Raw genomic sequence first — 14,097 nt, forward strand, 5'->3', positions numbered from 1 at the left:
ATCAACAGATGTACGTGCCACCGTTGATGGAGTGAGTGCAACCGGTGATGTACGCCGAATCTTCACTGGACAGCCAGCAGATCAGGGCGGCGATTTCCCAAGGCTCTGCTTGGCGGCCAAGTGGAACTGCTTCTGCCAGAGCCTTTTCGGTGGCCTCGTCGGTACCGACGCGAATTTCAGTGTTCACTACGCCTGGGGCAACAGCGTTCACGGTGATACCGTACTCGGCGAGTTCGCGTGCCATGCCACGAGTCAGACCGAGAACCCCGGCCTTTGCTGCTGCGTACGAGGTCTTCGAGAACACGCCGCCACCGTGCTGAGCGGTCACCGACGATGTGTTAACCACACGTCCGTAGCCGTTCTCGATCATCAGCGGAACCAGTGCCTGTGCTAGCAGAAATGAACCGGTGAGGTTGACCGCAAGCACCTTGTTCCAGGTTGCCAGGTCAAGTTCGAGGAAGCCCATAGGCGAAGGAATACCGGCGATGTTCGCAAGAGCGCCGACAGGGGGAAGATCAGATGCAACGATGGCGTCCTTCACTCTGGCAACTGACTCGGGGTCCGCAACGTTCACCGTGAATGCTTGCACGACAGCTTCAGGAACAGCAGCCTTTACTGCTTCGGCAGCAGCCTTTGCGCCTTGTTCGTTGATGTCAAGCATTGCGACGCCCCAGCCTTCCTTCGCAAAGCGAAGTGCGGCCTGGTAACCGATGCCCTTAAGTGATGATGTTCCGGTAACGACAGCGGTACGCTGCCCAACACCCGTGCCGTAGCTCATGATTTCCCCACCTCTTTGTGATTGTCAACACCATTGCTGACTTATTGTTAACAGTAGACCGTTAACTATCTACTGTCAATCACTTTGGTTCGACAATCTAAACGTTGACGAGCTTCGAAAACAAAGGGCGACACTCTCCCTTTTTTAGGAGACGTGTCGCCCTTGAAAAGAATGCGGTTGAACTAGGCTTCGTCGACTCGCGACTCTTGTTTTTCCCTGTTCACTGCCCAAACCTCACCCGCATAGCGCATGTGCTCGTTCAGAGTCTCGCGTGCCGTTTCGGGATTTCCAGCGCGAAGGGCGTCAACGATCGGTTGATGATAAACACCGCTCATCAGCTCAGCGCGTTGCGCAGATGCGTCGGACATGATTGCAACGCGCATCCGGTCCTGCAAGTCGTTCCACATCTCCAACAGCACTTCATTGCCGGATTCGCGACACAGAATCTGATGGAAACCAAGGTCTTCATCCAGAACTTCCACGACACTCTTGCCGTCCGCCCCCGCAGGGAGATTCTTTTCAAGGAGATCAGCGACTTCGCTTCCTCGCCCTCGGGTTACGATCGTCGACGCCGCCAGTCCCTCTAGAGCTGCGCGTACAGCAAAGAGCTCACGAAGTTGCTTGGGAGTAAATTGAGCGACGCGCAAACCAATGCGGTCTTCACCTTCGACAAGACCAGACTGCTGGAGCTTACGTAGCGCCTCGCGAACGGTGCCACGACTCACGTTCAGTTGTTCGGCAAGATCGACCTCACCCAGACGTGAACCAGCTGGCAAGTTGCCCTCAAGGATCTCCGAGCGCAGCGTCGTCCACACCTGCTCACGCAGTGTCAGTCGGTTAATCCCCTTCATGGGCATAGCGACGACTCCTCATCTTTGACAGTCGTTAACACTCAACAAATATCACTGTCACATTAACACTTTTCATCAAGGTTAATAAGTACAGAAAGCAAGTGGCGGACCATAGCTTTTGCTACGATCCGCCACTACAAGCCAACCTGCTCAGTATTCGTCGAGCAACTCGTCAAGCTCTTCAAGCTCATCGACACTCAAATCTTGCGTCTGAGGGGAGCTAGCCTCATCTGAGCCTGCCAGGCTGGACGCATCATCACCGGGAGCCGACACGTCAGCGTCATTATCACGACTACGACGCGACCACGGGGATGCCTCGAGTTCACGTCGAATCGCGTCAAGAACAGCATTGACGAACTGCGGAGCCCCGTCACCAGAAATCGACTTCACAATTGCAATTGCTTCATCGATCGCGATGATGTTCGCAACATCGTCGTTGTCCAGCATTTCCCACACGCCAACGCGCATAACCGCCAGGTCAACACCGGCGATTCGATCAAGGCCCGCTACGTTCGCGTGCTTTTCGATCAAATCATCGATGCGACGCAGGTTATCAGCGACACCTTCGATTGCTTGAATCGAATATTCCGGAAGCGGGGTTTCTGCTGCCGTGATCACTTTGCGCTGACGCAAAAGATCGCGCAAGACGTCGGGGTTACGCCCCATGCCTCGCTGATCTGCTTCAAAAACGACGTCAGCAGCGCGCTTGCGAGCTTTCGTTCGTGAAGTGAAACGAAATGCCTTGGACATCAGTCGTTGACACGTCCCGAGAAAGAACCATCGCGGGTGTCAACCTTGATGCGAGTGCCTTCTTCCATGTAGAGCGGGACCTGGATCTCGTAGCCGGTTTCAAGCGTTGCGGGCTTGGTGCCTGCCGAGGAACGGTCGCCCTGCAGACCGGGTTCGGTGTGCGTGATGGTCAGGACAACAGTAGCCGGGAGTTCAACGAACAGGACAGTGCCATCGTGCTGGGAAACGATGACGGACTGGTTGTCGATCATGAAGTTACGGGCATCGCCGACGATCTCTTCGGGAACGTTGACCTGCTCGTAGGTCTTTTCGTCCATGAAAACATAGTCGGTGCCGTCCTGGTACAGGTACGTCATGTCGCGACGGTCAACGGTTGCGGTTTCGATCTTGAGACCGGCGTTGAAGGTCTTGTCGACGATCTTGCCACTCATCACGTTCTTGATCTTGGTGCGCACGAATGCGGGGCCCTTACCCGGCTTGACGTGCTGGAATTCAACGACCTGCCACAGCTGGCCGTCGATGACCATGACTGTGCCGTTCTTCAGATCATTCGTCGTTGCCACAGATATACCTCACTTTGGTTTTTCAAGGAATCAACGCGATTTTACACTGTTCGATAACGGTTCTACTAACCTCATCGACGGTTTTACCGCGTGTATCAACTAACACATTAGCGATCTCTGAGTATTTTTCATGCAGGTTTGCAATCATCAGCCTGAGCATTGCACGTGGTGCCCCCAGGCCAACCGAACGCGGTTTATTCAGTCCCTCGCGTCGAGCCACTTCACTCACGTCGGCATAGAGCTCAACGATTGTGACCCCCTGATCGTTTAAGCGTTGAAGCTGCCTGGCCACGGCCTCGTTCTCAATTTGCGAGGCACCAACTGTGACGATTGCACCTGCGCTACCGAGCGCCCGAAGCGCACATTCTGCTCGCACCTGCTCCACATCCCCTGTGCCTCCGATGATCAGTTGTGCAACGCTTTTGCCGCTCTGGCATTCAACAAGGTCGTCAGTTTCAACCAGGTGCATTCCGGTCAGCGAAGCAATGGCGTGGCCAACCGCTGTCTTTCCCGCACCGGAAACTCCCACAAGGACGAGGCCGGGGACCCCAGATGAATCTCTATCACAGATAGCGCCTGCCACAGAAGTATCAACACACTCGATTGTCATGCGATCCCCAAACGCGTAGCTGTCTGCCTGGCTTCATCAGGCGATATCCGATAGGTCGCCGCATTTCCAATGCCATCAAGCAAAACGAAACGGAGCTGACCTGCACGCACCTTTTTATCTGAGAGCATGACGTCCAGCAATTCATCGAAGGACGTACCGGAATAGGTAACCGGCAAGCCAACTCGTGAGAATGCACTGACATGACGTTCAACGTCGGCATCTGTCAGAAGCCCACGAACAACGCCGAGGTGTGCGGCAAACACGCATCCGACGCCGACCGCTTCACCATGACGCCACGAAAAGTTCTCGCACTTTTCAATCGCATGAGCCAGCGTGTGCCCATAGTTGAGGATTTCGCGCAATCCCGATTCTTTCAAGTCAGCTGAAACAACATCCGCTTTCACTGCGATAGCACGTTCGATCAGCTCTCGAATCTGGCTGGAGCGCGGATCGCTCAGGAGGTTCGTGTCGGTTCCTTCGATAATGCGAAGAATTTCCGTATCACGAATGAATCCGCACTTCACAACTTCGCCGAGACCAGCTACGAAGTCTTTTTCCGGCAACGAGGACAGATAATCGAGGTCTGCGATCACGCGCAACGGCGGGTGGAAGCAGCCAATCAGATTCTTGCCCGCTGATGAGTTGATTCCCGTCTTCCCACCAACTGCAGCATCCACCATGGCCAGTAAGGTCGTCGGAATATTGATCAAACCGATCCCACGTAGCCACGTTGCTGCAACAAAACCCGCCATATCAGTTGTTGCACCACCACCAATGGCAATAACAGCATCTGCTCGGCCGAGCTTCATGCGCCCAGCTTCATCCCAGAGACGTGCAACGACGTCGAGGCTCTTGCCCGCCTCACCATCGGGGTGTGTAGCAATACCCACCTCAAAGCCCATCGTTTCAAGACCGTTTGCAACCTCGCGTGCTTTCGTCACAAGAGGCTGGGCGTGAACAATCAGTACCTTCGAAGCATCAGATCGCAATGCTCCTGCAATCGCGCTGACTGGAATCGAGTGACCAACACACACGTCGTAGGGAGCATCTCCCCCAACGTGAATCCGTTTCCATCCAAGATCCACCAAATCCACCACGCGATCGGCAACCTCTGAAGCAGGCCCATCGTCAGACTCAAGCCGAATCGTCTCTATTTCCTCGTAGAGTGGCAAACGTTCGCGACGCAGTTGGCGGAGCATCCCATCAGGATCTTCACGAAGCAAAGGACGGTGAGCCTTCTTCGTCACCCGACGCACTAACTCATCATGTTCTACATGAATATGGACGACACAGACATCACGCAGGGCATCGCGAACCTCTTCAGATGTCACAGCACCACCGCCTAACGAGATCACCCCGCCCATCTGCACAGCCTGATGCACCGCGCGAATCTCACGCTGACGAAAACCCTGCTCGCCCTCGTCCATAAAAATCTGCGAAATCGACTTACCCGCGCTCTTTTCGATGAGGTCGTCAGTATCCACGTGGGAAACCCCAAGCTGGGCGGCAACAAGGCGCCCAACCTTCGACTTACCCGCGCCGGGCAATCCAACAAAAACAAGCGGAAGATGTAGTCGAATCGATGAAGGTGAAGAGACACTCATGAGCGCTCCTGAATTGACGCGATATATGCGCCAAGATTGCGACGCATTTCCTCTACCGACATTCCTCCGGCGTGGCCATCGAGAACATCGGCCAGCACAAGCGCGAGCTCAGCTTGCGCAATGACAGCACCGGGAACAACCTGACAGGTATCAGAACGCTGATGCAAGCCGACGGACTCTTCACCCGTCGCAAGATCCACACTACGAAGAGCACGCGGAACCGTAGAAATCGGCTTGAACGCAGCACGAGCAACAATCGGCTGACCATTCGAGGTACCACCTTCGATACCACCGGCACGATTTGACGTACGACGCAGATGCCCGTCGTCACCCTTCACGATCTCATCGTGAGCAACACTGCCCCGCAACGCCGCCTGAGCAAAACCATCACCGATCTCAACACCTTTGACAGACTGGATCGACATCAGCGCAGCCGCAACCTTCGTATCCAAACGACGCTGGGCATTCACGTGTGTTCCCAAACCAATGGGCACGTTCCACGCAATCACTTCGACGACACCGCCGATGGTGTCCCCGGCCCTCTTCGTTTCGTCGACGACATCAACGAAACGCTGGTCAAGCTCGGTATCAAGGGTACGCATGCGAGATTCGTTCAGAGCACCCTCATCATCCGGAGTCGGAAGATGAGGATCAGTTGCGATCTGCGTTCCCACCTGCACAACATGGCTGACCAGACGAATACCGGCCACCTGGTCCAAAATCGCCTCGGCAACGCAACCGAGCGCCACACGAGCAGCGGTCTCACGCGCACTCGCACGCTCCAGAATTGGTCTGGCATCATCAAAACCATACGACAGCATTCCTGGAAGATCCGCATGACCTGGACGCGGGCGAGTCAGCTTCTTGTTCCGCGCAATCTCACGTTCGTCGCCAGCACCGGCATCAATCAGCAGAAGATCTGGGGCAACTGGATCGGAGCTCATCACAACTTCCCATTTGGGCCATTCTGAGTTCGCAATCTCAATCGCAATCGGAGCACCCGTCGACATACCATGACGGACACCGCCGACGATACGCACGACGTCCTTCTCAAAAGACTGGCGTGCCCCACGCCCATAGCCAAGACGACGACGGGCTAGAGCCCGAACAAAATCGTCGGATTCGATACGAAGACCGGCTGGAACACCATCAATGACAGCGATCAAAGCCGGACCGTGTGATTCACCTGCGGTAAGCCATCTGAGCATGGTTCCAGTCTTTCATAAGTGACCGTGCAAGGCCGTGGCGTATCACATGCGAACGGGGAAACCGGCCTGATCCAATGCCATCTTCACGTCGCGAATCGCTACTTCACCGAAGTGGAACACGGACGCCGCCAACATCGCGTCGCTTCCCGCGCGAGCAGCCTCAACGAAATGCTCAACCGTTCCGGCGCCACCCGAAGCAATAATCGGCACGTGCACGCGTTCTTTCACGAGATTCAGCAGTTCGATATCGAAGCCCTGCTTCACCCCATCCGCATCCATTGAGTTCAGCAGAATTTCACCCACACCACGGCGCTCGGCATCCATCGCCCATTCGAGCGCATCAATACCGGTCGACCGCTTTCCACCGTGAGTGGTCACTTCAAAGCCCGAAGGTGTTTCAACGCCTGGCGGGCAACGCCGAGCGTCAACGGACAGGACCAGAACCTGATTACCGAAACGATCCGCAACCTCGGAAATCACGTCAGGGTTGCCGATCGCAGCGGTGTTCATTCCAACTTTGTCAGCGCCCGCTTTGAGTAGTGTCGCCACGTCTTGGCCAGTCCGAACTCCACCGCCAACGGTCAAAGGAACGAACACCTGTTCCGCCGTGGCCGACACGACGTCAAGCATCGTGCCACGGTTCTCAGTCGACGCACTCACATCAAGGAAAGTTATTTCGTCAGCCCCTTCAGCCCCGTAGCGCTTAGCCAACTCAACAGGGTCTCCAGCATCGCGCAGATTCTGAAAATTCACGCCTTTCACGACGCGCCCAGCATTCACATCAAGACACGGGATAATTCTCAGTGCGACGCTCATGTTTATCCTTCTTCGTCGAGGTCTCTTCACTACCTTAGGACAGTCCTGCCTTGTGCATGCAAAGCATGTGTGGGCGAACTATTGGCTGACTGGCTGTCACTTACGTTAGCGGTATTCGGACTGTATTTCGCTCCGCTTACTCTTCGGCGGTGCTCTGCGCGTCGGAAGAAGACTCCGGTTAATCTGACGGAGCTGCGCCCGTATGCTCGGCTGAAGCATCCGACTGAGACGCATTATCGGAAGCTGGTTCAGTGCCCAGAATATCGATGACGATGCACAAAGTGTCGTCACCGTTCGCCAGATCGGGCGGAATGGAAATCGCCAGTCGCGATCCCACACGTTGATCAACAAGAGTCTGCTTCAAGCCGGTCATCGCGGTGAGCATTGAGACGACCTCTGGCTTGCCCGTCTGCCATGTCGATGCTCGAACAACGCCGTCGTTCCATCCCACTGCGGCGTACTGAACCACAATCTGATCGCTCGATGTGACCTGCTGTCCTTCACCTTTGATCAGGATCTGGGTTGTCACGTCCGTGGGAACATCGCTTCCGTGTTCAATCACAGGGCCTTCGTCGGTCATCGTCACAGACAGGACCCCGGAGGACCCACCGGCGTCTTCACTACCGTTCGCGATCGAATACAAAATATCAACCACGAGAAGCTCTGTGTTCTGATCTGTCGCCTTCGCGGCCTCACCCTGGGATGAAGCCAACGGATGGGCGACAAGGACTCGTGATCCTTCGTGAAGTCCAACGACAATGTCAAGAAGAGCATCGTTCAAGGTTGCTTGGTCTGCGGATCCGACAACGAGGTCGGGTCGCCCATCCGCGGACAGGTTCTCGCCCGTTTTACCGTCGAACGAGGTGATAGCCAGCAGAATCGGTGAATCCTTCGTAATTTCCCGCCCAGTTCCGGTCTCAAGAACCTTGGCTTTTGCGAGATTCACCGTCACTGGCTGTCCCATGGTCACAACAGGGATCGCGCCAATACGACCCGAGACTGACACGGAGTCAAGGGGGCCTCTGATGCTCTGCACGTTCGATGAGCCCGACTCGTTGTGGGTCGCGTGTACTACGGCGACGATTGCGATGCCAGCAACCACGACGATGGCAAGCAACGCAATGATTAGATTGCGCAGACCATGCCTATGCGAGGGTGTGAAAAGATCAATCATGCTCATGCGGGAAGCACCGGTGACCAGGACGCGATCTTTCCAATGAGCTCATCCACGCGTGGATCTTCATTGGCCAGAGGATCCTGCAGTGAAAGCGGGGAAGCCGACAAGTCGTCAACGCGCACGTGAACCCAGTCAGCACTCAGGTCAACGCGTGCATCTTCGGCAGCGCCGATGATGCGGCCTCGTAGATGAGCGCGGGTGGTCGCAGGCGGGGTATTCACGGCCGCCTGCACACTTTCGCGCTTCGTTAGTCGTCTCACGAGGCCGGACGCCTCCATACGGTCAAGCAGGGAGCTGCCGGTAATGTCGTGGTAGCTCAAATCCAAACGAGCCACACGCGGATCTGCAAGGTTCGTCCCTGCCTTTGAAACGTAGGACGAGAAGAGCTTGGCTTTGATAGCGATATCGAGTTCGGTGTCGATCGGAGACCAATCGCCGGATTCGATCGCGTTCAAACCGCGTTCCCAGAGATCAAGAACATAGCGATGCGTATCGTCAAGCTCTGCGGTGTCGATTGTGCCCAAGACACGTTCGCGAATCTCACGCTGGATTTGGACGGGAGTCCAGCGACGACCATCGGCAAGTTCGACTTCAGTTCCACCGGTCAAATCAATGGAAATCTCGCGGATGGACCGCATAGGATCAGCCATCGCTAGGTCTTCGATATGCAAGCCGTCTTCAACTGCTTGAAGAAGCATCTCGGTGGCCCCCACCTTGAGCGCAGTCGTTGGCTCGGCAACGTTCGTATCGCCAACGATCACGTGCATACGACGGTATGAACCGGAATCTGCCAACGGTTCGTCACGGGTGTTGATGATCGGGCGTGAACGCGTTGTTGCGGATGAAACGGCATCCCACATCTGCTCAGCGCGCTGGGAGAAAGCGAGCGTCGCACCGGAGGCATTACGTCGAATCAGACCGTTGCCCACCAGAATCTGGCGAGTGATAAAGAATGAAACTAGGGCATCTGCGACCTGACGGAAATCACGACGACGGTGCAGAAGGTAGTTTTCATGGCAACCGCACGAGTTTCCCTGCGAGTCGACGTTATTGCGGAACAGGTGCAGACGCTCAGTGCTCCCCTCTTTTTCAAGCGAGCGATCAGCATCAGCTACCAGCATCGCGAGCATCAGTGAGCCTGCGCGATCCTGGTTCAACAGGTCTTCTAGGCGATCGCATTCAGCAGTCGCATATTCGGGGTGCGAGCCAACATCAAGGTAGAGCCTGCCACCGTTGCGTAAGAAGAGATTCGATGATCGTCCCCGATGTAGCAACGGTTCAAAGAGCTTGCGTGCAGCCATGTCGGCGTCCATTGCTGGAACCCCGGGCGGTGCGGCGCTCATCAGGCCATATTCAGTTTCGATGCCGACTACGCGACGCCTCACTTCACTGGCCACCCTTCTGGACGAAGCCCTGAACGAACGCTTCTGCATTCGTTTCAAGCACAGAGTCGATTTCGTCGAGCAGATCATCAATCGACTGAGTCTGGGCGTGGACCTGGCCAGCAGCCTCGGTATCGTCGAATTCGTCGTTGTCCCCCGAAGGACTAAACAGTTGACGGATATCCATTCGTATCTCCTAAACCTGTGTTTCTTTACGATGTGAAATTATTCCACCGGTGCGGATCATTCCACGGGGCTACGTGTTTGCGCAGTATCCGCAATCGGATAGCGGATAAGATTCCCCTGCCCCGGATCAATGACGAGGGACGTCCACGAGGCTTTCACCAAGTCTGGACGTGACGCCACAGCGTGACCGCGGGCAAAGGCGCGGGTCGTTGTCGGAGGCTGAGAGGCTGCATCTTCAACCTGTTGGTCACTAAAGAGTCTCTTGATGCGTCCGGCTTTACCCAGCTTCAAAGCAAGCGAGTACTCCGGGCGAAGATCAGCCCACTGCAAGTCCATCGCTGTCAAACGGGGGTCGTTCCACTCAACTCCCAGACGATCCTTTTTTCGACCCAACAGCTGATACTTGCCGATCCATTCAACTTCAGTGGAAACAGAGAATATATCAGCGCGCATACGATCAAGGACGTCCTGCCAGAGGGTCAGAATCGCGTGGTCTTCACCTTCGGGGCTGATGCCCATTCGGTCGAAGGTTGCAAGAACGAGATCCAAATACACCTGAAGCAATTCAGGTCCCGTGTATGCGCGTCCACCAGCCGTGTTCATCTTGTAATCAAGATTCGGGTGGTGGCTAAGGTTCCATGTTTCCTGCACGGCGTCATCGAGCGTGAGGGCTTCCCACTCCAGCCCAATCCCCTGCTCGATTGCCCACAAGACCAGCGATGTTGCGCCAAGTTTCAAAAGGATTGAGACATCGAACATATTGCCGTCACCACCGATGACGTGCAGACGCCGGTAGTGTGCCGGATTCGCGTGCGGTTCGTCGCGCGTATTAATGATCGGGCGATTAAAGGTGGTTTCCAAGCCCACTTCGTTTTCGACGAAGTCAGCTCGCTGAGAGATCTGGAACCCTGGAACTTGAGATTTCTGTCCCAGACCCACGCGTCCAGCACCGCATATGATCGGTCGAGAAACAAAAAACGGAGTCAGTCCACGAACCACATCGTCGAAGTCAACACTGCGGGGGATCTGGTAGTTCTCGTGAGTTCCGTAGGCGGCGCCTTTACCGTCCGTATTGTTCTTCACTAGGACGATAGGACCGTCTTCGCTCTTGAGCGATTCTTCAATAATCCGGCGTGCGATCACCTCGCCGGCACGATCATAGAGCGTGGCTTCAAGGGCACCCAACGCTTCTGGAGCGGAATACTCCGGATGAGCGTGGTCAACATACAGGCGTGCACCATTCGTCAAAACCGCGGTGGTCTGTGCAGGCAAAGCCATTTCTTCTGGAGTTGGGCGTTCAATCTGCTCACTGCCACCCGACGGCGCCAAGTGATATGGATCGTCCGTCAGCAACGAGGGGTCGGCGGCCGCACGTGACAAGCGGATACCGCGCATATCGTTGAGCGGGTCCTCAGCCCGGTAGTCCCAGCGAACGGGTGCAGCGCCCTGTGCCGGCGTCCCATCGCGAGAAATCTCAGCGTAGAGACGAACCGCCTGCGACGAAAGTGCAATGGGGTTCGCCCATGCATCACCTGGGCGATAGACGCCGTACTCGGTTTCGGTTCCAATCACGTGGGTCATCTCAGGCCTCCAAGGCAACGATTGATGCGATTTCTTCACGCAGGCCAATGGTGCGGGCCCAGTCGTCGGGAGACGAAGAGACTGCGAGTTCAATAGACTCGCCCATTTCTTCTTTAACACCGGCAAGCAGGTGCTTCGCCGACAGGCCATATCCCCCGCCTGTTAGCGATTCTTTGATCGCATGTTTCTTTGCTCGTTCAACGATTCCGGCGATCATGGCACCAGAGACGATATCTCCAAGGTGAATGCGCTTCGTGCGCCCAGATGCCAGCACGGCGTCAAAGAGCGCAGTCGTTTCATCTTCGCGAAACAAGACGTCAAGTGCCTGGTCGACCATGTTTCCGAGTGCCTGGCCGAGGGTCATGCCGACGCCGATTTCATCATCATGAAGTGGCACGTCAGTGTTCAAGTGTTTCAAGAAGATGTCGCGGGCACCCGTGCGATCAGGCCGATCCACGCGAATGCGCACGTCCAGTCGGCCGGGGCGAAGGACGGCAGGATCGATCATGTCAGCACGGTTCGAGGCGCCGATGATGATGACGTTATCCAGGGCCTCGACACCGTCCATTTCCGCAAGAAGCTGGGGAACGATCATCGTTTCTACGTCCGATGAGATACCGGTTCCACGCGTCCTGAACAGGGCTTCCATTTCGTCAAAGAAAATAACGACAGGGATATTGCCAGCAGCAAGTGAACGGGCTCGCGCGAAGATCGCGCGAATGTGTCGCTCAGTTTCACCAACAAACTTGTTCAGAAGCTCTGGACCTTTGATTGACAAGAAGTAGGTTTTCACGCCACTTGTCCGACCCGACAGGGAATTTGCGACTGCCTTTGCAATAAGCGTCTTACCTGATCCGGGCGGACCGTAGAGCAGGATGCCCTTGGGCGGACGCAAACCGTACTCGCGGTAGAGCTCGGGATGACTAAAGGGAAGCTCAATTGCGTCACGAACCTGACGAATCTGCGCATCCAAACCACCGATATCGTCGTATGTCGTATCGGGAGTTTCTGGGGTGAGAAGCTGCTCGACATCGGATCGCACAATCTTTTCCAACGCGATTCCGCTACGTAGATCCACCATCAACGCGTCGCCGAGACGCAGATTGCCGTGACGTAGAGGGCCTGCCAACATCAGCAGATGCTCCTGGCCAGCTTCGCCTGCAACCAGCACGCGGTCATCACCCACCAGCTCAAGAATCGAGGCAATTGAACCAGACCTCGAGAATCCATCAGCGGCAACGGCGACCATCTTGTCGTCGACGCGCACCCACTGACCATACGACAGCGAGTAAAGATCAAGGTCAGGTGCAACAGCGAGGCGCATACGACGACCGTTCACGATCGCTTCAATCTGACGCGAAGGCACATCCGCGGATACAAACACGGCCATCGTGAGTGGCGGACGATTCACTTCAAGGAGCTGAGACTGCACCTTCACCAACTGTCCGCGAACCTGGGACAATGCCTGGGCAAGGCGTTCATTCTTCGCTTCCAGAGAGACAACAAGGCGTTGCATCTCTTCGATGCGAGTTGCGTGGAAGTCATCACTCATCTGTGCTGATCCTTCCCTCAACCCACTGGTCAGCCTGACGCATCACATCACGACGAACCTTGCGCAACTTCTTTTCAGATGCCGTTCGAACGCCAACGTTTTGTTCATTCCACTCATCAACCCCATCCCACTGGCCACCCAGACCTTCAGACGACTTCGCGGGACGAACCGACCTTTCTTGGGGGTTAATTCCCGGAGCAAGACGGCGCGTAACCAACAGGAAACCAGTGTGAGCAACCATGCGGTGCTCGGGACGGACAGCCAAACCGTCAACGTGCCATTCACGACGCATGTCTTCCCAGGTGATCGGATCCGTGAAGTTCTCGCTTGCACGCAAGTCTTCAATAAGACGCGACAGCTGCGTAACCGTCGCGACATAGCAGACCAGCACGCCGCCGGGGATCAGAGCGTGTGAAACAGCATCAATGTTTTCCCAAGGCGCCAGCATGTCCAGGACTACGCGGTCAACACTGGCCGGGTCCATCGCTTCCAATTCGGTAGCTAAGTCGCCGACGCGCAAATCCCACGCAGGATGCGGCGCACCAAACCAGAGCTCGACATTTCCTCGTGCGATATCGGCGAACTCTTCGCGACGCTCAACTGAGATCAGACGCCCAGTCGGACCAACCGCGTTCAACAACGCCATCGACAACGCGCCGGACCCCGCACCAGCTTCAACGACAACTGAGCCGGGGAAAATATCGCCCATGTGCGTAATGACACCGGCATCCTTGGGATACACAACCGCTGCACCTCGTGGCATCGACATCACGTAGTCAACCATCAACGGGCGCATAATCTGGAACTGGCGACCTTCTTCAGTCGTAATGACCTGCCCATCGGGTTTGCCGATGAGATCATCATGGAAAAACTCACCACGGTTCGACTGGAACTTTCCGCCGTGCGTCAAAATCACTTGGTGGAATCGCCCCTTTGGATCACGAACCTGAACGCGATCACCTTCTTCCAAGAGACCACGCCGATTCTGCTGACCAAGCGGCGCGTAGTTATCGGTTGTATCTGGCTGTGTATTCATCCC

14 protein-coding genes are annotated in these 14,097 nt (G+C 55.7%); all 14 read right to left on the minus strand.

Going from position 1 to position 14,097, the window contains the following annotated elements; genetic code table 11:
• Position 1: 1 nt before the first annotated feature.
• Complete coding sequence (locus QP109_RS02075; RefSeq protein WP_285023020.1) at positions 2-778, minus strand: SDR family NAD(P)-dependent oxidoreductase; 777 nt, start codon at positions 776-778, stop codon at positions 2-4.
• 182 nt (positions 779-960) lie between these two features.
• A complete protein-coding gene (locus QP109_RS02080; protein WP_101628182.1) occupies positions 961-1,635 on the minus strand; it encodes a GntR family transcriptional regulator in 675 nt (224 codons plus the stop codon).
• A 144-nt stretch (positions 1,636-1,779) separates the two neighbouring features.
• Positions 1,780-2,379 (minus strand): transcription antitermination factor NusB, encoded by a 600-nt coding sequence (gene nusB, locus QP109_RS02085; RefSeq protein WP_101628183.1) that lies wholly within the window; start codon positions 2,377-2,379, stop codon positions 1,780-1,782.
• Positions 2,379-2,942 (minus strand): elongation factor P, encoded by a 564-nt coding sequence (gene efp, locus QP109_RS02090; RefSeq protein ID WP_101628184.1) that lies wholly within the window; start codon positions 2,940-2,942, stop codon positions 2,379-2,381. Before efp ends, nusB begins: the two co-directional genes overlap by 1 nt.
• Before the next feature lie 22 nt (positions 2,943-2,964).
• The gene (locus tag QP109_RS02095; protein WP_285023022.1) at positions 2,965-3,552 is read right to left on the minus strand and encodes a shikimate kinase; all 588 of its coding nucleotides are present in this window, start codon (positions 3,550-3,552) and stop codon (positions 2,965-2,967) included.
• Positions 3,549-5,156 carry a 3-dehydroquinate synthase gene (gene aroB / locus QP109_RS02100; protein WP_285023024.1) on the minus strand — a complete coding sequence of 536 codons (1,608 nt, stop codon included), beginning with the start codon at positions 5,154-5,156 and terminating at the stop codon, positions 3,549-3,551. The genes QP109_RS02095 and aroB overlap by 4 nt, the downstream gene beginning before the upstream one ends.
• Positions 5,153-6,364, minus strand: a complete 1,212-nt coding sequence (gene aroC / locus QP109_RS02105) for a chorismate synthase (protein ID WP_285023025.1) — start codon at positions 6,362-6,364, stop codon at positions 5,153-5,155. The genes aroB and aroC overlap by 4 nt, the downstream gene beginning before the upstream one ends.
• A 42-nt stretch (positions 6,365-6,406) precedes the next feature.
• The gene (gene hisF, locus QP109_RS02110) at positions 6,407-7,180 is read right to left on the minus strand and encodes an imidazole glycerol phosphate synthase subunit HisF (protein WP_285023026.1); all 774 of its coding nucleotides are present in this window, start codon (positions 7,178-7,180) and stop codon (positions 6,407-6,409) included.
• Between the two features lie 178 nt (positions 7,181-7,358).
• A complete protein-coding gene (locus QP109_RS02115; RefSeq protein WP_285023028.1) occupies positions 7,359-8,360 on the minus strand; it encodes an FKBP-type peptidyl-prolyl cis-trans isomerase in 1,002 nt (333 codons plus the stop codon).
• The gene (gene pafA, locus QP109_RS02120) at positions 8,357-9,742 is read right to left on the minus strand and encodes a Pup--protein ligase (RefSeq protein WP_285023029.1); all 1,386 of its coding nucleotides are present in this window, start codon (positions 9,740-9,742) and stop codon (positions 8,357-8,359) included. Before pafA ends, QP109_RS02115 begins: the two co-directional genes overlap by 4 nt.
• 1 nt (position 9,743) lies before the next feature.
• Complete coding sequence (locus QP109_RS02125; RefSeq protein WP_101628190.1) at positions 9,744-9,926, minus strand: ubiquitin-like protein Pup; 183 nt, start codon at positions 9,924-9,926, stop codon at positions 9,744-9,746.
• 56 nt (positions 9,927-9,982) lie between these two features.
• Positions 9,983-11,506 (minus strand): depupylase/deamidase Dop, encoded by a 1,524-nt coding sequence (gene dop / locus QP109_RS02130; protein ID WP_285023030.1) that lies wholly within the window; start codon positions 11,504-11,506, stop codon positions 9,983-9,985.
• Between the two features lies 1 nt (position 11,507).
• Positions 11,508-13,058 carry a proteasome ATPase gene (arc, locus tag QP109_RS02135; RefSeq protein WP_285023032.1) on the minus strand — a complete coding sequence of 517 codons (1,551 nt, stop codon included), beginning with the start codon at positions 13,056-13,058 and terminating at the stop codon, positions 11,508-11,510.
• Positions 13,051-14,094, minus strand: a complete 1,044-nt coding sequence (locus QP109_RS02140; RefSeq protein WP_285023033.1) for a tRNA (adenine-N1)-methyltransferase — start codon at positions 14,092-14,094, stop codon at positions 13,051-13,053. The genes arc and QP109_RS02140 overlap by 8 nt, the downstream gene beginning before the upstream one ends.
• Between the last annotated feature and the right edge of the window lie 3 nt (positions 14,095-14,097).

The organism is Pauljensenia sp. UMB9872, from assembly GCF_030212665.1.
In the GTDB taxonomy this organism is placed as follows: domain Bacteria; phylum Actinomycetota; class Actinomycetes; order Actinomycetales; family Actinomycetaceae; genus Pauljensenia; species Pauljensenia turicensis_B.